Annotated in this window: 24 protein-coding genes; 5 read left to right on the top strand and 19 right to left on the bottom strand. The window is 31.7% G+C overall.

Annotated elements, in window-relative coordinates:
* From M890_RS0106645 to bshC, 4 genes are all read right to left on the bottom strand, one after another.
* The gene (locus M890_RS0106645) at nt 1-1,944 is read right to left on the bottom strand and encodes an amino acid ABC transporter substrate-binding protein (RefSeq protein ID WP_028282784.1); all 1,944 of its coding nucleotides are present in this window, start codon (nt 1,942-1,944) and stop codon (nt 1-3) included.
* 146 nt (nt 1,945-2,090) lie between these two features.
* Nucleotides 2,091-3,623, bottom strand: coding sequence for a glutamine-hydrolyzing GMP synthase (gene guaA / locus M890_RS0106640; protein WP_028282783.1), 1,533 nt, complete (start codon nt 3,621-3,623; stop codon nt 2,091-2,093).
* A gap of 80 nt (nt 3,624-3,703) precedes the next feature.
* Nucleotides 3,704-5,077, bottom strand: coding sequence for a pyridoxal phosphate-dependent decarboxylase family protein (locus M890_RS0106635; protein ID WP_028282782.1), 1,374 nt, complete (start codon nt 5,075-5,077; stop codon nt 3,704-3,706).
* A 3-nt stretch (nt 5,078-5,080) separates the two neighbouring features.
* The gene (gene bshC, locus M890_RS0106630; RefSeq protein ID WP_028282781.1) at nt 5,081-6,682 is read right to left on the bottom strand and encodes a bacillithiol biosynthesis cysteine-adding enzyme BshC; all 1,602 of its coding nucleotides are present in this window, start codon (nt 6,680-6,682) and stop codon (nt 5,081-5,083) included.
* Nucleotides 6,683-6,812: 130 nt separating this feature from the next.
* Between bshC and M890_RS0106625 the strand changes: the two genes are divergently transcribed.
* Complete coding sequence (locus tag M890_RS0106625; protein ID WP_028282780.1) at nt 6,813-8,072, top strand: carboxypeptidase-like regulatory domain-containing protein; 1,260 nt, start codon at nt 6,813-6,815, stop codon at nt 8,070-8,072.
* A 6-nt stretch (nt 8,073-8,078) separates the two neighbouring features.
* Here the strand turns inward: M890_RS0106625 and M890_RS0106620 are convergent, their stop codons facing one another.
* The 3 genes from M890_RS0106620 to rimO all read right to left on the bottom strand — a co-directional run bounded on the left by M890_RS0106620 (nt 8,079) and on the right by rimO (nt 10,598).
* The gene (locus tag M890_RS0106620; protein WP_028282779.1) at nt 8,079-8,714 is read right to left on the bottom strand and encodes a YiiX/YebB-like N1pC/P60 family cysteine hydrolase; all 636 of its coding nucleotides are present in this window, start codon (nt 8,712-8,714) and stop codon (nt 8,079-8,081) included.
* A complete protein-coding gene (locus M890_RS15860) occupies nt 8,715-9,212 on the bottom strand; it encodes a DUF4878 domain-containing protein (protein ID WP_036597245.1) in 498 nt (165 codons plus the stop codon).
* A gap of 78 nt (nt 9,213-9,290) precedes the next feature.
* On the bottom strand, nt 9,291-10,598 hold the full coding sequence (gene rimO, locus M890_RS0106610) for a 30S ribosomal protein S12 methylthiotransferase RimO (RefSeq protein ID WP_028282778.1): 1,308 nt from the start codon (nt 10,596-10,598) through the stop codon (nt 9,291-9,293).
* 94 nt (nt 10,599-10,692) lie between these two features.
* Here rimO and M890_RS0106605 point away from each other — a divergent pair, with 94 nt between their 5' ends.
* A complete protein-coding gene (locus M890_RS0106605; protein WP_028282777.1) occupies nt 10,693-11,769 on the top strand; it encodes a serine hydrolase domain-containing protein in 1,077 nt (358 codons plus the stop codon).
* Between the two features lie 52 nt (nt 11,770-11,821).
* Here the strand turns inward: M890_RS0106605 and ftsY are convergent, their stop codons facing one another.
* The 8 genes from ftsY to M890_RS0106565 form a co-directional block, all read right to left on the bottom strand.
* On the bottom strand, nt 11,822-12,796 hold the full coding sequence (gene ftsY / locus M890_RS0106600) for a signal recognition particle-docking protein FtsY (RefSeq protein WP_028282776.1): 975 nt from the start codon (nt 12,794-12,796) through the stop codon (nt 11,822-11,824).
* Between the two features lie 296 nt (nt 12,797-13,092).
* A complete protein-coding gene (locus tag M890_RS16610; RefSeq protein WP_084553580.1) occupies nt 13,093-13,245 on the bottom strand; it encodes a DUF4295 domain-containing protein in 153 nt (50 codons plus the stop codon).
* A gap of 34 nt (nt 13,246-13,279) precedes the next feature.
* The gene (gene rpmG / locus M890_RS0106590) at nt 13,280-13,462 is read right to left on the bottom strand and encodes a 50S ribosomal protein L33 (protein ID WP_028282775.1); all 183 of its coding nucleotides are present in this window, start codon (nt 13,460-13,462) and stop codon (nt 13,280-13,282) included.
* 27 nt (nt 13,463-13,489) lie between these two features.
* Nucleotides 13,490-13,726, bottom strand: a complete 237-nt coding sequence (rpmB, locus tag M890_RS0106585; RefSeq protein WP_028282774.1) for a 50S ribosomal protein L28 — start codon at nt 13,724-13,726, stop codon at nt 13,490-13,492.
* 82 nt (nt 13,727-13,808) lie between these two features.
* A complete protein-coding gene (locus M890_RS0106580; protein ID WP_028282773.1) occupies nt 13,809-15,059 on the bottom strand; it encodes a competence/damage-inducible protein A in 1,251 nt (416 codons plus the stop codon).
* On the bottom strand, nt 15,059-15,400 hold the full coding sequence (locus tag M890_RS0106575; protein WP_028282772.1) for a hypothetical protein: 342 nt from the start codon (nt 15,398-15,400) through the stop codon (nt 15,059-15,061). Before M890_RS0106575 ends, M890_RS0106580 begins: the two co-directional genes overlap by 1 nt.
* A 3-nt stretch (nt 15,401-15,403) precedes the next feature.
* On the bottom strand, nt 15,404-16,015 hold the full coding sequence (locus M890_RS0106570; RefSeq protein WP_028282771.1) for a fumarylacetoacetate hydrolase family protein: 612 nt from the start codon (nt 16,013-16,015) through the stop codon (nt 15,404-15,406).
* 3 nt (nt 16,016-16,018) lie between these two features.
* The gene (locus tag M890_RS0106565) at nt 16,019-16,792 is read right to left on the bottom strand and encodes a 3'-5' exonuclease (RefSeq protein ID WP_028282770.1); all 774 of its coding nucleotides are present in this window, start codon (nt 16,790-16,792) and stop codon (nt 16,019-16,021) included.
* A 72-nt stretch (nt 16,793-16,864) separates the two neighbouring features.
* Here M890_RS0106565 and M890_RS16425 point away from each other — a divergent pair, with 72 nt between their 5' ends.
* Genes M890_RS16425 through M890_RS0106550 form a run of 3 tightly spaced genes read left to right on the top strand, consistent with a single transcriptional unit; the run spans nt 16,865 to nt 18,280 of the window.
* Nucleotides 16,865-17,503, top strand: coding sequence for a glutaredoxin family protein (locus M890_RS16425; RefSeq protein WP_084553579.1), 639 nt, complete (start codon nt 16,865-16,867; stop codon nt 17,501-17,503).
* A gap of 48 nt (nt 17,504-17,551) precedes the next feature.
* The gene (locus M890_RS0106555; RefSeq protein WP_028282769.1) at nt 17,552-17,977 is read left to right on the top strand and encodes a hypothetical protein; all 426 of its coding nucleotides are present in this window, start codon (nt 17,552-17,554) and stop codon (nt 17,975-17,977) included.
* Nucleotides 17,978-17,980: 3 nt separating this feature from the next.
* Nucleotides 17,981-18,280 carry a hypothetical protein gene (locus M890_RS0106550; RefSeq protein WP_036597243.1) on the top strand — a complete coding sequence of 100 codons (300 nt, stop codon included), beginning with the start codon at nt 17,981-17,983 and terminating at the stop codon, nt 18,278-18,280.
* A gap of 88 nt (nt 18,281-18,368) precedes the next feature.
* Here M890_RS0106550 and M890_RS0106545 read toward each other — a convergent pair whose 3' ends face one another.
* From M890_RS0106545 to M890_RS0106530, 4 genes are all read right to left on the bottom strand, one after another.
* Nucleotides 18,369-19,682, bottom strand: a complete 1,314-nt coding sequence (locus M890_RS0106545) for a dihydrolipoamide acetyltransferase family protein (protein ID WP_028282767.1) — start codon at nt 19,680-19,682, stop codon at nt 18,369-18,371.
* Between the two features lie 115 nt (nt 19,683-19,797).
* The gene (locus M890_RS0106540) at nt 19,798-20,235 is read right to left on the bottom strand and encodes an HAD family hydrolase (RefSeq protein WP_157243264.1); all 438 of its coding nucleotides are present in this window, start codon (nt 20,233-20,235) and stop codon (nt 19,798-19,800) included.
* A 178-nt stretch (nt 20,236-20,413) separates the two neighbouring features.
* Complete coding sequence (locus M890_RS16420) at nt 20,414-20,992, bottom strand: phosphoribosyltransferase (protein WP_028282765.1); 579 nt, start codon at nt 20,990-20,992, stop codon at nt 20,414-20,416.
* Complete coding sequence (locus M890_RS0106530) at nt 20,993-21,799, bottom strand: glycosyltransferase (RefSeq protein WP_028282764.1); 807 nt, start codon at nt 21,797-21,799, stop codon at nt 20,993-20,995.
* Nucleotides 21,800-21,802 lie beyond the last annotated feature (3 nt).

Genomic DNA, 21,802 nt, shown 5'->3' with positions numbered 1-21,802 from the left:
TTAATTTTTTACTTCTACTATTTTTAAATCTTGGTATTTAACAATGTACACTGTATTGTTATAATATCCTCCAAATAACTTCTTTTTATAAGCAAATTTATTTTCGACATAAGATGTTATTGGTGTCTCATTTACAGAGGTATAAATATCCTCTGAAGTAACTAAACGTAAAACAACATCCATTGTTAAATCAAACCCTCTTACAGCATAAGTATTTGGTGATTCATTATAAATAGCTTTATAACGTTTTGCAAAACTATTATTTTCATCTTCACTAAAAGATTTATTAATAGATGCATAGGTAAACCCTAAATTAGACAAGTGTGTGCTTCTAACCTCATCGTCCTCAAACGCATTGTTTTTGTCTGTTGTAGTTAAAACTACAGACATGTTTGGTTTAATTTTAGAATTTAAAATACTAGAAACATTAGATACAAATCCTGCATTTTCAGTTTCTAAAAAGACAATATTCTTACCTGGTTTTAACACATTAACCATATCCTGATCAAATACGTAATAAGCATCTGCTCCTGTTTTTGACACTTTTCTAGATTTTACCATAGCAGCTTTAGGGAAAGACACCTTAAGTGCATCTGCTGTAGCTTTGTTTTTCATATCAGACACAATAATAAAGTGTGATGTGCTGTCTGTTTGAAAATAATTTAAAAGTTTATCTTTTAACAATGATTCGTCTGGTCTAGACTGAAACACATTTTCCTGTAAGTCTACCGTTTTTGTAATTGGAGATACTAATGGTATTTTTCTACTTTTTAAAGTGGCTGCTGCTGTATTAAATAGTTTAGGCATAACTGGTCCAATAACCACATCTACATCGTCAAAATTATTAGATTGTAATAAAGTTACAACCTTACTTTCTCTGTTTTCAGTGTCGTAAACATCTACTTTAAGGTTTACACCTAAAGTTGCTAAACTATCTATAGCTATTTTTACACCAGAATAAAAATCTAAAGAAGTACTTACATAAGGATCAGTTTTTATCAGTTTTTTTGCATCATAAACCGAGTCTGCATTTACCTTACTTAATTTAAAAGGTAGCATAATTGCTATGTGCTTAGTTTGGGTATCAAGATCACGTGTTGTTAAGTCTGATGTATATAACTTCTCTCCTGCTAAAGTGATACCTAAGCCTTCATTTTTTGCTCTAACATTAGCATCAAATGGTATTTTTAAAACCATACCTTCTTTTAACCCTGTCGTTAAAAGCTCTGGATTTAATTGCTCTAATTGTTCCTGTTCTAATCCAGTTTTTAATTTTAATCTGTAAAATCCTTCAGATTTTAAAACAGTATAATAACTGTATTTTTCATCGATTGTTTTAACTTCCTCTACTTCTAAATTAGGAACGTTTATAATGTCTCCTGGTTGTAAAACAGCTGACATATCAGGATTTAAATCTTCCAACTCTTGTACTGTTATACCATATTGGTAAGCAATACGCCATTTACCTTCTTTTGGTTTTACGGTATAACTTTTTGTTGCCAATTTAGCCTCAACTACTGTATTAGTTACTTTATAAAGTGGAATATTAATTTTATCTCCTTTACGCAAATTATTGGCGTATAAATCTGGATTATGCTTTTTAATTTCCTCCTGCTCTACATTGTACTTTTTAGATAAGCTATATAATGTTTCTTTACGCTTTACTTTATGTGTTTTAAATCCATCTAAAGTTTTAACTTCTGTTAAAGTTGGTGTTGCTTGTACTGCTTTACCATTTGGTATTATTAATACCGAATTTACTTTTACTTCTTTTCTTGCATCTGGATTTAATGCATAAATCTGAGATTTTGTGACACTATATTTTGCAGCAATTTGCTCTATAGTTTCTCCAGATTGCACTTTATGCGTTTTGTAATTTTGCGCTTTCGCGGAAACACAGCCAAACAATAAGACTACGCTTAGGATATATATTAATTTTCTCATATGTTATTTATACGTTTCAAACTGCGTTAGCGGTTGTAGTGGCATCCTTTTTTTTGCTGCCATATATGGCAAAAAAAAGATATAACGAAAAACGCGACCCTTGTGGTAACGCCCTACTTATTATACATGCATTAAAAAAGCGGTTATTATTCCCACTCAATAGTTGCTGGTGGCTTACTGCTAATGTCGTACACTACCCTATTAACGCCTTTTACTTTGTTTATTATATCGTTACTTGTTTTTTGTAAAAACTCGTATGGTAAATTTACCCAATCTGCAGTCATACCATCTGTACTTTCTACAGCTCTTAGTGCTACACACTTCTCGTAAGTACGCTCATCTCCCATTACTCCTACACTATTTACTGGTAGTAAAATAGCACCTGCTTGCCATACTTTATCGTATAATCCTGCGTCGCGTAATCCGTTTATGAATACTGCATCTACTTCTTGTAAGATACGTACTTTTTCTGCTGTGATGTCACCTAAAATCCTAATTGCTAAACCTGGTCCTGGAAATGGATGACGTCCTAATAGGTCTTTATCCATACCCATACTTGCACCTACACGTCTTACTTCATCTTTAAACAAAGCACGAAGTGGCTCTACAATTTTAAGTTTCATGTAGTCTGGTAATCCACCTACATTATGATGACTTTTTATAGTTGCACTTGGTCCTCCTGTTGCACTTACACTTTCTATCACATCTGGATAAATTGTCCCTTGTGCTAACCATTTTACATCTTCAATTAAGTGTGCTTCTTGGTCAAAAACTTCGATAAATGCGTTACCAATAGCTTTACGTTTTTTCTCTGGATCACTCAGTCCTGCTAATGCATCCAAAAAGCGTGCCGAAGCGTCTACACCTTTTACGTTTAAGCCCATTCCTTTGTATTGCTCTAATACATCAGAGAATTCGTTTTTACGTAATAATCCGTTATTTACAAATATGCAGTATAGGTTTTTACCTATTGCTTTGTGCAATAACATGGCTGCTACTGAAGAGTCTACTCCACCTGATAATCCTAGAACGACTTTATCCTCACCTAGTTTTGCTTGTAAATCCTCAACGGTTTCTTGCACAAATGCATTTGGTGTCCAATCTGGATTTACATTGGCTATGTTTACTAAAAAGTTTTCTAGTAATTGTTTACCGTCTTTAGAGTGGTATACTTCTGGATGAAATTGAATGGCATAAGTGGTTTCGCCTTCTATCTTAAAAGCTGCATTTTGCACATCGTGTGTACTAGCTAGTAATTTACCATTTGTAGGTAAACTTTTTATAGTATCACTATGGCTCATCCATACTTGACTTCCAATAGAAATTCCGTTAAAAAAAGCATCCTCTTCCACAAAACTTAAGTTGGCACGACCATACTCACGTGTGTTAGATTCGGCTACTTCACCTCCAGAAAAATGTGCTAAATATTGCGCACCATAACAAACAGCTAACATTGGTTTTTTGCCTCTAATCTCTGATAGGTCAGGATGAAAAGCATCCTCTGATCTTACAGACATTGGACTACCAGAAAGTATTACTGCCTTGTAATCGTCTACGTTTTTTGGTGGTTTGTTAAATGGGTGTATTTCGGAATAGATGTTAAGCTCTCTAACTCTGCGCGCAATTAGTTGTGTGTATTGCGATCCGAAATCTAAAATAAGTACTTTATCGTGTTGCATGCACAAAAATAGTAATTGCATTGATAAATACTATTTATGATTTATGAAATTTACACTATTTTTTTAACAATTAACAAATACTATTTCATTGACTCTAAAATTGCTTTAATATCCTGAGTTGTTGTATCTGGATTTATAAAGCAAAAACGCGAAACGGTTTCAAAACTATCACCTGTTTTCCATTTGGTTGGTGTTACTAATGCAAAGCCTTTGTCATGATTTTTAAAGGTCCAATCTCTGTAATCATTTGGTGTCCAACCTTTACGTCTGTAAAGCACACATGATAGACTTGGCTCTCTAACCAACTCGACATGATCCATCTCTTTAATTAATTGACCTGCTATAGTTGCTAACTCTAAACCACGCTCTACAGCTTCTTTATATCTATCTGTACCATGAGTAGCTAGACTAAACCATAGAGGTAATCCACGTACACGACGTGTTAATTGTATTTGATAATCTGTTGGGTTAAAACCATGTGCTCCTTCGTCTTTAAAAATATCTAAATAGGAACCTTCTTGTGCGTGCGCTTTTTTAGCTAATTCTGGTTGCTTATATATTACTGCACCACAATCGTATGGAGAAAACATCCATTTGTGCGGATCAATGGTAATACTGTCTGCTTTTTCAATTCCGTTAAATAAGTGTCTAACAGAATCTGCAGCTAAAGCACCTCCTCCATATGCAGCATCAACATGAAACCATAGGTTTTCTGCTTGACAGATAGTAGCTACACCATCTAAATCGTCAATAATTCCTGCATTTGTTGTTCCTCCTGTTGCCACCACAGCAAATAGACGTTGTTTTTGTTGTGGTGTTAAATTATCTATTGTATGTTGTAATGCGCTACCTTTTAAACGGTCTTCTGTATCTACCAACAACACATCCACATCTACAACTTTAGCCATAGCTTTAATAGAAGAATGCGCGCCAATTGAGGTAATTATTAAGCCTTTTCTATTTTTATTGTCGTCGTTTAGACTTCTCCAATACTCTCTAGCTGTTACAATTGCAGATAGGTTTGCTGCAGTACCACCACTAGTAAATACACCAAAAGCCCCTTGTGGTAATCCTGTTAAGGACACAATCCACTTCATAGCTTCGTTCTCGCAAAAAATACCTCCTGCTCCTTCCATCCAATAGGCACCATGAATGCTTGATGCAGAGGTTACCAAATCAAATAAAATGGACGCTCTAGTTGGAGATGCTGGTACAAATGCTAAGTGACGTGGATGGTCAATTTTTACATTGGCATGCATTAAATGTTGCTTCCATAGGTTAAAAGCTGTCTCGCCACCAATACCCTTGTTTGTCACTGTTTCTCCTACAAGTGCCTTTAAAGTTTCGGCTTTTTGAGGCTTACCAATAACGTCTTCGGTTTTTGAAATACGATCAATAGTATATTTCATGACGTCAAGCGTCATTTCAACTAAATCTAAATCTATTTTATGCATGGCTTATAATTCAAGAATTAAAAATTGACCTTGCAAAGGTTTTAAATTTTTAATTAACTGAGGTATTAAATCCGTACCAAATTCTAAATATAATTCTGAAAAATTGATGTTACGCTCTTGCAAACTATAATTTGGGAACAACTGATATTGTAAATCTGTCATCCGCTCGACTTGATCTTTTAGTTTTCTTTTTTGAGCGGTAAGCAATCTTTTTTCCAAGTGTACTAAGCCATTAATTTGCTTTTTTTCTTGAGAGGCTACTGCACCTACAAAAGACTGATCTGTCAATTCTGCGAGTTTATAAAGTGACTCAAATTGTGATTTCAGGTGTTTAACTTGTTCTGAAAAATCAATATCAATATTAGAAATTTCTCTTACTTTTTTATTTATAAAACTATCACGTTTTAAAAACAAATCTTTATTAGAAATGCCTAGTTTATTAAGTTTATCTGCTTGCTGTTTTGTTTTTATTAATACTGAATTACGTAATAATAATATTGGAAAAGCAATGTTATTGGCTTCAAAATTAGCTTTTAACTGAAACCAGTACGCTAACTCTCCGCCTCCACCTATGTAACATAAATTTGGTAAAATAACTTCTTGGTATAAAGGACGCATGATCACGTTAGGGCTAAAACGTTCTGGAGCTTCTTCTACATGTTTTAATAGTTGTTCCTTAGTCCACGAAAATGTCGTATTTAAAACAGTATATTTTTGATCTTTATAAACAATACGTTCTCTTACATTTTTAGTGATGTAAAATAGATTTATATCTCTAGGATTTACTTGTATTGAATAATTTTCTGATATTTGACTTAAGTGTTTTGATGTTTCTGTAACTTTTTGAAATGATGTATTATTAAATAACTCTGTTTTAATTTGAGGTATAAATAATGTTTTTAAATCTTTATTGTTAGCATCTATAATTACCAAACCATGCTCTCCAAATAAAGCATTTGCCAAATAATGTGTGGCTTGCGCTAAATTATCATGTTTTAAATAGGCATTTTCAAATAATGATTTTAAATATTTTGCATTATTGCCAATACCTAACTCTTTAGCAAAAAGGTCTAAAACGTCAGCTAATCCATTAGTATCTATATCACCAACTGCTCCTGATGCATTTTTGTTCCAGCGTATTTTTTTTCCTTTAAAATTAAAATAATTTATTTCTTCAAAATCATGATCCTCTGAAGCCATCCAATAGATTGGCACAAAATTATATTCGGGATATTGTATTTTTAATTGCTTAGTTAGATTTATTGTTGATACAATTTTATACAAAAAATATAAAGGCCCTGTAAATAAATTAAGCTGATGACCTGTCGTAATTGTAAAGGTTTTGTTGTCTGCTAACAACCTAATATTAGTATCTGTAGCTTCTGAAGTTTGTAACAGATTGTATTGCTCTTGCAATGTTTTTACTAAAACACTTCTATTTTTTTGCGAGAAGTTTTCTTGTTTTTGCTTTATCTGATCTTTAAAGTTTTCAATACTTGGAAACCTATTATAAAACGGTTTTAGTGATTCAGCTTCAGCTAAATAATCACAAATTAATTGAGAAAAATATCCTGTTTCTTTAAATGGTATACAATCTGTTGGCATAGTTGCAAATTAATCTGCTGTAAAGATAAGGCAGTTTACCCTTTATTATGTCTTAAAATTAACATAAAACCCTAGAGTAAAGTGTTGAAATTTGAGTAACTTTATAAGATAATCCACAAATATAACATCAGTGAATTCTCTCCAATTAACTTTTAATTTAAAGCACTATTTAGCCTTAATAATACTTATTACTTGCTCCATTAGTTTTGGTCAAAATGTTACAGAATTTAAAGGTATTGTTTTAGATAAAGACACAAACAGTCCTTTAGCTTTAGCAGACTTAATAATTACAAACTCTAACGTTAGTACTATTGCCAATAGTGATGGAGAATTTTTATTAAAAGTTCCGGAAAACTTGCTACAAAATACGGTTACCATATCTTATTTAGGGTATCAAAAATTAGAAGTTGCTTTATCCAATTTTAAACCAACTGACACTAAAATATATTTACAGCAAGCTGCAACAGTATTAGCTGCTATTGACATTGTTGCTCCTAAAGACGCTAAAGAATTAGTTGAAAAAGCCTTAGCCCTTAAAGGAGAAAACTATGCAACAGAAACAGTTTTTATGACTGGTTTTTATAGAGAAACCATAAAAAAACGTAATAGAAATGCATCATTATCTGAGGCAATTGTAAGCATTGATAAATCGTCTTATAAATCTAGTAAAAATGACCAAATCACCTTAATTAAAGCTAGAAAAAACACAGATTACTCTAGATTAGATACCATAGCCCTTAAAATTCAAGGTGGTCCTTTTAGCAGTCTTCATACAGATATTATTAAATATCCTGAATACATTTTTAATGATGAAACGCTGAGTGACTACACGTTTACTTTTGGCAGATCTACTCAGGTTGATAATCAATTGGTATATGTAGTAAATTTTAAACAAAAAGAAAATGTATACAGACCTTTATACTATGGCACACTGTACATTGATGCAAACAATTATGCATTAACTAGTGCTGTATATAAATTAAATGTTGAAAACCAAGTAGAAGCGACCAAATTATTTGTACGTAAAAAACCTAGAAAAGCTAATGTATATCCAACTGAAGCTTCCTATAAGGTAAATTACAGAACAAAAAATGGCAAATGGTACTTTGCTTACAGTAATATATTAATATCGTTCAAGGTGAACTGGGATAACCGATGGTTTAACAGCAGATACACTTTACAAAGTGAAATGGCTATAACAGATTGGAATATTAATAAAGATTTATTAACCAACAAACAAACTAAAAAACTTAAATCAAACAGTATTTTACAGGATCAGGTGTCTGGCTTTAGTGATCCAGATTTTTGGGGAGAATACAATATTATTGAACCTGAAAAATCTATTGAAACTGCCATTAAAAAGATTAAAAGGCAAGTTGAAAAAAACTAGGTACTTTTACTTTTGGTGGTTGATAATAATATCAAAATAATTTGGGTCGTAAAAGGTTTTAAGTGTATTATATTTTTGCTGATCTGTAAGACTATCTGCTACATTTAGAATTTTTAAATTATGCTCATAAATACGCCAAATTAACTCAGAGCAATAATGCTCAGTCGTATCTTTATAATTAAAACTATGATCAAAGGGTAATTGTTTTTTGTAGTAATACTCTATTTGCTTTACAATTTTATCTTGTTTTAAAACATCAATATTTTTTAATCGAGTTACCAAAATAGTGCTATCATGAGAGTTATGTACAAATGAATCTATAGCTTGCAAACGCAAACCATCTTGATTAGACACGCTACTTGACAGCGCATGTGCAATTTTTAAATTATCATTCTGCTTGATAACAACACCAAGATGCGTGACATCATAGTCTTCATTCATCATTTTAGAAATCATGGTGCTAACAAATCCGTAACCACGTCGCAAAATAATATCTCCTGTTTGAAGTTGTTTTTTTTCTCCTGAAGATAATTTATATAAAAAAGACGATTCATACGGTCTGTTTGAATCGTCTTTAAAAAATTTGTATGCTATAAAAATAACGACTAGAACTAGTGATATCTTAATAGTTGTTTTTATCATTTACTCAGCAGCTTCATAATCTTCTTCCTCAATCATCTCCTCATCCATGTCGTCATCAGACTCCATATCAGGATTTCCTGTTTCTTTATTAGCTTTATCTAAGCCTTCTTTATTCATAGACTCTTTATCCATACTTACCAACCATTTGCCATCAACTTTTACAAGATTCATTGGCATATCTTGGTCTTTTTCGTCTTGGCTGCTTGACATTTTAACAGTACAAACTGCTTTATCTCCATCAATTTTAGAGTCAACTACTTTAAAAGTAATATCAGCTTCTTTCATCTTATCTGCAAATTGATCCTTAGCACCAAAGGACTCTAACATAGACAACATAGATTTTGTGTCTGTAGTTGCATGTTTTTTAGCTGTTTCAAAATCTCCAGAATACATAGCCTCTAAAAAGCTAATTGTAGCACTTTCAGGTCCACCTCCTCCACAAGCTGTTAACATAAAAAAGCAAGCTACTACGACTGTTTTTAATACTGATTTTTTCATTTTTTTGGTTTGTTTAGTTTTTGTAAATATACTTTTTTAGGCTTAACATTCAAATTGTTTTATTTTGAATACCTTAATTTAAGCTTTTACTAACTCACCATAAAGGTCAAAATCTTCAGCTTCTGTAACTTTAATGTTATAATATTCTCCAGTTTTTAAATACGTATCAGTAGCATCGATTAGTACTTCGTTATCTACATCTGGACTATCAAACTCTGTACGACCAACAAAATAAGTACCTTCTTTACGGTCAATAACCACCTTAAAAGTCTCTCCAATTTTTTCTTGATTCAACTCCCAAGAAATTTGAGATTGAATTTCCATTATTTGGTTAGCCCTATCTTGCTTGACCTCTTGTGGTACATCGTCCTCTAAGTTATAAGCATGTGTGTTTTCTTCATGAGAATAGGTAAAACAACCTAAACGCTCAAAACGCATGTCTTTAACCCATTGTTTTAACTCTTGAAAATGTGCTTCAGTTTCGCCTGGATATCCAACAATTAATGTTGTTCTGATAGTCATTTCTGGAACAATTGCTCTGAATTGATGAATAAGATTTGTTGTTTTTTCTTTAGTAGTACCACGACGCATACTTTTTAATAAATCGTCACTTATATGCTGTAATGGGATATCTAGATAATTACAAATTTTAGGCTCACGCTTCATTAAATCTAATACGTCCATTGGGAAACCTGTTGGAAAAGCATAATGTAATCTAATCCATTCAATACCTTCAACTTTAACTAAGTTTTCAAGTAACTCTGCTAAGTTTCGTTTTTTGTATAAATCTAAACCGTAATACGTTAAATCTTGAGCAATTAAAATTAACTCTTTAACTCCATTTGCTGCTAATTTTTCAGCTTCTGTAACTAGATTTTCTATTGGTGTGGACTTATGCTTACCTCTCATTAATGGAATAGCGCAAAAACTACATGGTCTATCACAACCTTCAGCAATTTTTAAATAAGCGTAGTTTTTTGGTGTCGTAGTAAGACGCTCTCCTATTAACTCATGTTTGTAATCTGCACCTAAAGCCTTAAGTAAACCTGGCAACTCTGTAGTTCCAAAATATTGGTCTACATTAGGTATATCTTTTTGTAATTCTGGTTTGTAACGCTCACTTAAACATCCTGTAACAAATACTTTATCAACCTCGCCATCTTCCTTTTTCTGCATGTACTCTAAGATTGTATTAACACTCTCCTCTTTGGCATTATTAATAAAACCACAAGTGTTAATTACTACTACGTTACCTTCCTCTTCATGCACAACTTCTTTTCCGTTAGCTTTTAATTGTCCCATTAGGACTTCGCTATCATAAACGTTTTTACTACAACCTAAGGTTATAACGTTGATTTTGTTCTTTTTAAGTGACTTTGTTCTCATACCTCATTTTTGGACTGCAAAGATACTATCTAATTTTAATATAACAGATATTAAACCATTATGATTTATATTGGTCTAAATAAAAAACTATAGTATGAAACCAATTTATTTAACTTTAAGTTTACTATCTATAATTATATTAAGTTGCTCATCAAAAGATGATACTATTTTAATTGAAAATCCTACCACGCAAAACATATATTTCCCTCCTATAAATAGTAATACTTGGGAAACTAAAACTCCTTCAGAGTTGCAATGGAATACTTCTGCTTTAGCTGAATTATCTTCATTTTTAGAAGACACAAACACCAAATCGTTTATAATTTTACACCAAGGAAAAATTGCGTGGGAACAGTATTATAATGGACATAACGAAAACTCTATCTGGTATTGGGCTAGTGCAGGTAAAACATTGACTGCTATTACTACTGGTATTGCTCAAGATCAAGGTCTATTAAATATTAACAATAAAGTATCGGATTATATTGGTACACAATGGACTAGTCTAAATTTAGAACAAGAAAACTTAATTACCAATAGACATCTTTTATCAATGACCTCTGGACTAGATGATAGTTTAGGAGATGATGTAACACCCAACAATTTACAATATGTTGCAGATGCTGGTACTCGTTGGGCATATCACAACGTTTATGTCAAGTTACAGGATATTGTGTCACAGGCTAGCAATACAAATTGGTCCGATTATTTTACTGAACATTTAAAAGATAAAATAGGAATGACAGGACAATGGATTGATTTAGACAATTTAAGTGTTTATTGGAGTAACACCAGAAGTATGGCTAGATTTGGTTTAATGATTTATGCAAATGGTCGCTGGGAAAACAATCAAATTATCTCTCAAGATTTTTTAAATCAAGCGACTAACACGTCTCAAGATATTAATCAAGCCTATGGTTATTTATGGTGGCTTAATGGTAAATCAAGTTTTAATTTACCACAATCTCAAATCCAATTTAATGGTTATTTAATACCTAATGCTCCACAAGATATGTACTGCGCTTTAGGTAAAAACGATCAAAAGTTATATATAGTACCAAGTAAAGACTTGGTAATTGTTAGAATGGGTCAAGCAGCTGATGATTCTAATTTTGCTTTATCAGATTACGACAATGACTTATGGTTTAAGCTTAATGCTGTTTTTAATTAAAGATGAAAATTATTAGGTCTGACACTATCGCTTAAACCTTAAATAATCTACACTATTTAAAAAAAGAATCTACAAACTCAAACTTATTAAAGACTTGTAAATCCTCAATACCCTCTCCTACACCAATATATTTAACCGGAATTTGAAACTGATCACTAATACCAATTACAACACCACCTTTAGCTGTACCATCTAATTTAGTAACCGCAAGGCTTGTAACCTCTGTTGCTGCTGTAAACTGTTTAGCTTGTTCAAAAGCGTTTTGACCAGTACTACCATCTAAAACTAATAATACGTCGTGTGGCGCATCTCCAACCACTTTTTGCATGACACGTTTAACTTTTGTTAACTCGTTCATTAAATTGATTTTATTATGTAAACGTCCTGCTGTATCAATGATAATGACATCTGCATTTTGATTAACACCTGACTGTAAAGCATCAAATGCAACTGAAGCTGGGTCACTTCCCATATCTTGACGTACCATAGGTACATCTACACGATCTGCCCAAACTTGTAATTGGTCAATAGCTGCTGCTCTAAATGTATCTGCTGCTCCTAAAACTACTTTTAATCCTTGTTTTTTAAATTGATAAGCTAATTTACCAATGGTTGTCGTTTTACCAACACCATTAACACCAACAACCATTAAAACATAAGGTGTTTTAGATCCATCTTGTTGTTTTGGTAATTGCGGAATTTTATAGTCTGTATCCTCTCCAGAATTAGTTTCTGACAATAAGCCTGCAATCTCCTCTCTAAGTATTCTATTAAGCTCATCTGTACCAAGATATTTATCTTTGGATACTCTAGCTTCAATACGCTCTATTATTTTTAAAGTGGTATTAACACCAACATCGCTTGAGACCAATACTTCTTCTAAATTATCTAAAACTGCATCATCCACTTTAGACTTTCCAGCAACAGCTTTACTTAATTTACCTAAAAAGCTTGTACTAGATTTTTCTAAGCCTTTATCTAAGGTTTCTTTTTTTTCTGAAGAAAATATTTTTTTAAAAAAACTCATTTCAAATTATTGTTTTTGTTTATGTACTGATTCCTAAAAAGGAATCCAGGTTTAATATACAGTAATAATTACATGTGACACAATCCCTTATAAAAGTATATTTTACAACTTTAAATAAAGCGTATGTTATTACATAAATCACTTAATATTATTACCAACATAACAATTATGAAGCCTAATTTATCAGACTGCTACATTGTCATATTTTTATAATGTAAAGTAACGTAATATTTTAAAAACAAAAAAGCCACTTTCCAAAGGTAAGCAGCTTAATACTATATTAAAATAAAGTAAAATTATTTCTTATCTAAGAAATCTTTTACTAATTCTGGTGCCATGATTGACTCAACAAACATGTAAGCTCCAGTTTTTGGAGATTTCACCATTTTAATTGCTTTTGATAATCTTTTAGACGATGTCTGTAAAGATGCTACGGTTTTCTTTGCCATGACTTATATGTTTTAGTATTCCTTTAAGGGAATATTATTTAATTTCTTTGTGTACGGTCATTTTCTTCAAGATAGGATTGAATTTTTTAATTTCCATTCTATCAGGAGTGTTCTTTTTGTTCTTCGTTGTAATATAACGAGACGTTCCTGGCTTTCCAGACTCTTTATGCTCTGTGCACTCTAATATTACTTGTACTCTATTACCTTTCTTTGCCATAATACTTTAATTTACCTAATTGGGTAATTATTTTATAAATCCGTTTGCTCTAGCTTTTTTCAAAGCAGCAGCAATACCAATTTTGTTGATTGTTTTTAATGCTGATGTAGAAACTTTTAAAGTTACCCACTTATCCTCTTCTGGAAGATAAAAACGCTTTTTTATCAAATTAGCATCAAATGTACGCTTTGTTCTATTCATCGCGTGAGACACGTTGTTTCCAACCATCGCCTTCTTTCCTGTAAGTTCACAAACTCTTGACATTACTTTATAACTTTAAAAATATGTTATTAAAAATCGAGGTGCAAATATACTAATTATTTACTATTTGGCAATAGCTAAATAATTAATTTTCAAAAATTTCTTTTTGAAGCAACTCTAAAGCCTTATTTACTGTTTTATTTATTACGCGTTCTCTATGGTTTCCCATGTTAAATTCGTAAGCTTTTACTCCGTTTTTTGAAGCTATTGCTATAAAAACTGTTCCAACCTCTGCGTCTGAGTCTCCTTTTGTTGGTCCAGCATTACCTGTTGTAGCAACAGCATAATCTGTTTTAATTATTTTTCTAATATTGGTTGCCATAGCTTCTGCAACCTCTAAACTGACCACAGATTTCTGATTTATAACCTCTTCTGACACACCCAAAAGATCAATTTTAGTCTGTGTGGCATAACTAACAATTGCGCCTTTAAAAAATGCTGATGCGCCTGCATGTGACGTAAATTGTTCGGCTAATTTTCCACCTGTACAACTTTCTGCTAACGCTAATGTTTGTCCTTTTTTTGTTAATTGCCTAGCGATACTTTGCTCTAAACCTTCATCGTTATCTTGAAATCCAACAAAAACATCTTGAATTAATGGTAGTATTTTATCTATTTGAGACTGAATATCCAACGCTAAATTAGCTTCGTCCTCTCCTTTTCCTGACAAACGCAATCTTACTTTACCTAAACTTGGTAAATAGGCTAATTTAATATGTTTTGGAAGTGTGTCTTCTATTGCTTCTATACGTTCTGCTATAATGCTTTCGCCTAAACCATAAGTTAGTATAGTTTTATGCAAAATGTATGGTCGCTTATATTTTTTGATTAAGTTAGGAAGGACTTCATTATCTATTAAAGCCTTCATCTCGTATGGCACACCTGGTAAAGAAACAAAGGTTTTGTTTCCTTTTTCTAACCACATTCCTGGAGCTGTCCCAAACTTATTCATTAGCACTTTTGCCTTAGTTGGCACTAATGCTTGTTTTTTATTTATTTCGGAAATAGGTTGATTGATATACTTTTTAAATAATTGTTCTACGTGTTGTAAAACTTGATCATTTTGCACTAAAGTATCTTCAAAATAATCTGCTAAAGTATGTTTTGTAATATCATCTTTGGTTGGACCTAATCCACCTGTTATAATGATAATATCTGCATTATTTTCTGCTTCAGCAAACGCTTTTAACAAGTGCTCTCTATCATCTTGAATAGAGGTTATTTGATAAACAGAAACACCAATAGAGTTTAGTGCTTTACCTATAAATGCTGAGTTTGTGTCTACTATTTGTCCAATTAAAATCTCGTCACCAATAGTAATTATTTCTGCTTGCATTATAAATTAAAATCTTGAATAATCTCGTTAGTTGCTTTATCAATAGCGTCTAAAACGATGTTTAATTTATCAGTAATATCGATCTCTTTTTTTTCAAATTTACCCCAATCTTGCACCTCAATTATATCGTCTAAAATACCTAACTCAAACATATCTACTGTAGGTTTCATTTTGTGTGCTGTTTGATACGTCAATAGATAATTTTTATTTTCTACTGCTAATTTAAGCACTTTAGCATCACTTGGTACTTCATCTATAAAAGTTGAAGCTAAAGCTAAAATAAACTCTTGATCGTCGTCTGCTAATTCTTTTAGCCTATGAAGTTTGTAATATTGTTCCATGTATTATTTAACTGTTATAGAAAATAGTTCTTTATCTTCTAGATAACCTTTTAATTTATCATTGGCAACTACCTTGCCAACTCCTGAAGGTGTTCCCGTAAATATAATATCTCCAATCTTTAAAGTAAAATATTTTGACACATATTCAATCAATTCGTCAATTTTCCACAACATTAAGCTTGTGTTTGCGGTTTGAACCACACTTGAATTTTTTTCTAATCTAAAATTCAAATTATCGACGTCAGAAAATTCTGATTTATCAATCCAATCACCAATCACTGCTGCTCCATCAAAAGATTTAGCTTTTTCCCATGGTAAACCTTTTTCTTTTAATTGTTTTTGTAAATCACGCGCAGTAAAATCTATCCCTACACTTAGTTGATCATAATATTTATGTGCAAACTTTTTATCAATGTGTTTTCCTAATTTTGTTATTTTAACTAAAACCTCAACTTCATGATGCACATCGTTTGAAAAATCTGGAATAAAAAAAGGTTGTTTTTTTAAAAGTATGGCATTATCAGACTTAATAAACACTACTGGATCTGTAGGTTTTTCGTTTTCTAATTCTTTGATATGATCTGTGTAGTTACGACCTATACAAATTAATTTCATATTTTAAAATTTATTATTTAAAGCTCTTAATTTTATTGCTGTCAACACTTTTTTAGTGTACAACGGAAAATCTGCATTAAGCAGCCAACCAAAATATCCAGGCTCTTTATCAAGGACTTCTGTTACTAATTTACCTTTATGCTTTCCAAACGAAAACACTTCTTTGCCTTCCTTGTCATAACTTATAAAACCTGCAAAATCAGCAAATTTTTTGCGTGAGCTAAACTCGGCTAAAAATTTCGTGTCATTTTCAAGCTCGTCATAGCGTTCTACCTGAGCTTTTAAAACCTCATAGGTTGCTAATGTATCTGCTTCTGCAGTGTGAGCATTTTCTAAACTTTTATCGCAATAAAACTTATACGCTGCACCTAAAGTACGTTGTTCCATTTTATGAAAAATTGTTTGCACATCTACAGCAACACGACCTTTCATGTCAAAGTCTAAATCTGCGCGTAGCATTTCTTCCGCTAAAAGCGGAATATCAAAACGGTTAGAATTAAAGCCTGCTAAATCTGCATCTTTAATCATCGCATTAATCTCTGGTGCTAATTGCTTAAATGTAGGCTCGTTGGCTACTCTTTCGTCTGTAACACCATGAATTGCAGACACCACAGCTGGAATTGGCATTTCTGGATTAACTAACCAGGTTTTACTCTCTTTATTTCCGTTAGGAAACACTTTTAATATAGAAATCTCTACGACCCTATCGTTGGTAATATTGACTCCTGTAGTTTCTAAATCGAAAAAGCAAATTGGTTTTGTTAAGTTTAATGACATAAAAGAATTTATTGGTATGGTTTATGCAAATATAATTCTAATCTGTTACTTTTACTTTGTAATACTTTGAAAATGATTAGAAACCTTATACTGCTGTTTATCACTTTTACTACTATGACTGTTTATTCTCAAAACAATCACAAACATGTTTCTTTAAAAGAAGAGGTAAAAGGAAAACGTTATGAGCTTTATATTGAAAATACCGACTCCATATCCTATGATGTTTTTTTAAAAGTTGAAACTAATGATTTTAGACGTAGTAGTGAGCGTCCGATTTTAGAGACTATTCCTGGTAAAAGTAAAAAACGTGTATTAACGATGGTAAAGCTAAATAATACCGAAGGAAAATACACCTATATATTAGTGGTTAACGAGGTGTCTTACAGTTTAGAAATTGATAAAGACTTTGAAATAATAGACTTTAAATTAGACAGAGCATTAAACAACAAAAACGTCATTCTATATACTAAAGACGATTGTACAATTTGTCCTGATGCTAAACACATACTAACAAAAAACAAAATTAATTACACTGAATACAATTTAGATAAGGACACCGTAAATTATGATAAAATAATTGAAGAATTTAAAGCCATTAAGCCTAAAAGCGACTTTAATCAGATCCCTATTTTAAAGATTGAAGACAAACTTTACAACAATATCACTGGTTTAGACGAGTTTATTCAAGCTTTACGCGAAGGACTAAATTAACAAAAACTGCTGCCTAATTGGTTTTAAATTAATTATTCTTATCCTAGTATGAAAAAAATATACTTTGACAACCTTTCTAATTTTAAGAGTTCGTGGTTATCTAAAACTGTTTTTATAGTGGCCCTGTTATGCATCTTTTCAGGTTTTATTTTTCAAGCTATTGATGCAATTGATGACGTTTGGACTAAAAGAATACAACGTTTTGGATACATGCTTTTTACACTTTATTTTTTGAATAAAGTTTTTAGAAAAAACTATGTGCAATGGAACAAATTAGGAATGACTATTCGAATTAATAGTTATTTTAAAGAACACCGATTGACTTTTTCAAAAGTTAAATATCATACGTTTGAAAATAATAACTTAACGGTCCACCAAATAGACAACACGTTTACTGTAGACCTGAGTAATACAAACACATCTGATACTGATCAATTAATAAAAATTATTACCGACAATACAACTAATAAATAAGTTATGAGGCTTAACAGACTGTTTTCTGGCTTAGTCACGTTATTAAATGTGTCTTATATAGGTGCCTGGATATTTGTTTTTAATACTATTAGTAATCAAACGGATAGACAGCTTTCTTTTTTAAACGGTTGGTTTAATCTTTTTAAAAACATTAACCAACTAGACATAACGTTAGTTGTTTTAACACTAACCTCTATAGTTTCTACCATTTGGATACATAAACCAAATTTAAAACGGTTTGCCAAAATCACATTACTTGTCCATCTGCTATTTTTAGCCTACATGCTATGGTCACATTTATAAGATGCGTACTATTATAACCTAATGTAATTAAACACAAAAAAGCACAATCAAATGATTGTGCTTTTTTTTATAAAATACTTTATGTTATTTAAATCTCTCTGTTTTTATCCCAAGATTCTAAGTAATCTTTGACAGATTTAACAAACTGTCCTCCTAATGCTCCATTTACAACTCTATGGTCATAACTGTGCGATAAATACATCTTGTAACGAATTCCGATAAAATCGCCTTCTGGTGTTTCAATAACTGCAGGGACTTTACGAATTGCTCCTAAAGCTAAAATACCAACTTGTGGTTGATTAATAATTGGAGTACCCATTATACTTCCAAACGTACCAACGTTAGTTACAGTATACGTTCCACCTTGGATATCATCTGGTGCTAACTTACCATCTCTAGCACGTCCAGCTAAGTCATTTACTTGCTTAGTCATACCCACTAAGTTTAATTGATCTGCATTTTTAATAACAGGAACAATTAAATTACCATCTGGTAAAGCTGCAGCCATACCAAGGTTAATATTTTTCTTTTTGATAATCTTATCTCCTTGAACAGAAATATTCATCATTGGATGGTCGCGTAATGCCTTAGCAATAGCTTCCATAAATATTGGAGTAAAGGTTAAGTTTTGACCTTCACGTTTTGCAAAACTATCCTTAACTTTTTTACGCCAATTCCAGATATTAGTAACATCTGCCTCAATAAAACTTTGTACGTGTGCACTAGTTTGAGTAGACTCTACCATATGATGAGCAATTAATTTACCCATTCTAGTCATTTCAATAACTTCGTCTCCTGCAGCAACTTGCATTGGTGCCTGAGGTTTAGCTTGTTGTTTTGGTGCAGGTGCTGAAGTAGCAGGTTGCGCTGCTGCTTTAGCTGGTTGACTACTTCTATTTTCTAGATAAGTAACCATATCGTTTTTTGTAACACGACCATCTTTTCCTGTTCCAGTAATTGCATCTAGTTCTGATTGTGAAATCCCTTCTGCTTTAGCCATATTTTTTACTAATGGCGAATAAAAACGATCATCGTTTGATGCTATTGGAGCTGCTGCTTGTTGCGCCACTTCAACCGTTTTGGATACTTCTTTTACTGCTTCTGGTTCTGGAGCAGGACTACTGTCTTGCTTAACAGTTTCGGTTGCAGTGTCTCCTTCTCCTTCTGTTTCAATTATAGCTATGGTTTGACCAACCTGAACCACATCGTCCACATTAAATAGTACTTCTACTAAAACACCGTCAACCTCACTAGGTACTTCGCTGTCTACTTTATCTGTTGCAATTTCTAAAACTGCCTCGTCTGCTTCTATAGTGTCACCAACTTCTTTTAACCATGAGGTAATCGTTGCTTCTGCAACGCTCTCTCCCATTTTTGGTAATTTAAGTTCAAATCTTGCCATATTAATAATCTAATAGTCTTTTTACTGTGTTGAATTGCAAAATTAATAAAAAAATCAATCAAACGATTAAATAAGTTTAAAACATCAACTTAAAAAAACGTTAATAGCATTTTTATTATACAATATTAAAAAATATTTGGTTTTGTTTCAGGATATTTTGTGTCTGTTTACTAGGATTTACTAAAATTACTTGCTTAGCTATCTTAATTAAAGGTAAATCATCGTAATGATCTGTTACAATAGTATCCACATGTTCTATGCCTAATGATTGTAAATAATTGATAACAGACTGTTTTTTAACTTCTTTTACATTTTCAAAATCTTGTTGATAGTTATTTATTGGAGTATTAGTTGCCAAACAAACATCAAATCCTTCTTGTAAAGCAATGATTTTTGAGTAGCAGTTTGGTGCTGCTGTTGCTAATACTTTAATATCAAAAGTGGCACCTTCCATTATTTGTAATTGATTTTTATATTTTGACAAACTAGACACAAAAGCCTTACAGTTTATTTTATCATTTCCCTTAACAGCTTTTAAGATTATAAATTTCATTTTTGAATGATTAATAACTCTAAAAACTCTAAAAATCATGGCTTTTATAAGAGTAAAAAGCAATTTTACATTAAAAGTTATTAAACTAAAACGCACCAAATATTTGATAAAAAAATGAAAGGTATTAACGCTATACAACGTACCATCCAAGTCCATTACAAGTACTTTTTTATGTGATTTATTGCTGTTTATAATCATTGGACCAAGGAAATCTTAGTAATGTATTTTTATATAAATAATAGTCAGGTTTTACTATGGAAATATCGATAGTCCACGTCAATACTGCTATTTCTATTTTAGCCTCAGGAAACTTTTGCTTCAAATTATTTTTTACAATAAACATAGTTTTTCCTGTATCTATTGCATCATCTACAATAAGAATATTTTTTATTGATTTTGCTTTAGTATTTTCTATTTCAAATTTTAACACAATATTTTGCAACTGTTTTAAATTTATTTTAGAAATTTTGGATGTTACCTGCGTTGACTCTAAAACACGAAGCTTATTTAAGATACGATAAGGTAATACAGATAAAAAAGGTTTTAAGTAACGCTGCTTTATTTTGGTAGATTGTCTTTGTAAAGTTATTAACTCAAATAAACCATCGTTAATAGTTGGATGTTTTTTTATTGCTTCTAAAACATAGCTTCCACCTTTAACTATACCTACAACTAAATCTGGTTTAACTTCTAGTTTAGAAATTAATTTGAGACTCTCTTTTTCAAAAGTTTCATTATTTAATGTAAGTACTTTCATTTATTTATAAAAAAAAGTTTTTTTAAAGTATAGTAAAATAGTTTTAGGTATTAGACTAGTCGCAAAAGCTCTGACCAAACCTAAAGTTGCAGTAAATGTATAATTATAATTATCCTTAAGTAGTTTAATTCTGCTTTTAGTTTGCTGCTTTCTTTTTAAATTAGAAATACTATTTGGATTAACCTCATACTCTAGCAATAACTCTGGCAGTACCATTGTTTTAAAATGTTTAATTACTTTAAAAAAATAAGCATGATCTTCAAGAGCTGGATAATTTTCTGGATATAACCCAATTGTTTTAACAACTTCCACTTTATACATTACAGCTGGATGTATAAATGGATTGTATTTATATATCGCTTGTTGTAATTTGCTATGAGTTGTAGGTGGTTTAAAGTTAAATAAAAATGTGTTATTGACCGTTACAAAGGTCACATAACTAGAAACTAAACCTAAACTTGCATTTGCTTGTAATGCTTTGACCTGCTTAGCAAACCTGTTATTAATACACTTATCTCCTGCGTCTAATCTTGCTATATATTTAAAATGCGGTTGTTTGAGAATATAACTTAACCCATTATTTAATGCTGCAGTTACACCAAGACATTTTGTTTGCTTTATTAATGTAATATCCAACTTAGACTTAAAAGCAGCTATTAATTCATCTACTTCCATCTGGTTAGTGCTACCATCATCAATGACAATTAGTGTAAACGATTCTGTTTCTGGTAATAGCGACTGTAATGTAGCAGTTAACCCTTCAATATTATTGTAGTGAGGCAATAAAATGGCTAAGTGATGCTCCATTAA

Source organism: Olleya marilimosa CAM030 (genome assembly GCF_000518485.1).
Classification (GTDB): domain Bacteria; phylum Bacteroidota; class Bacteroidia; order Flavobacteriales; family Flavobacteriaceae; genus Olleya; species Olleya marilimosa.
Note: the sequence above shows the minus strand (reverse complement) of the source record. Positions and strands in the feature narration are given on the sequence as shown.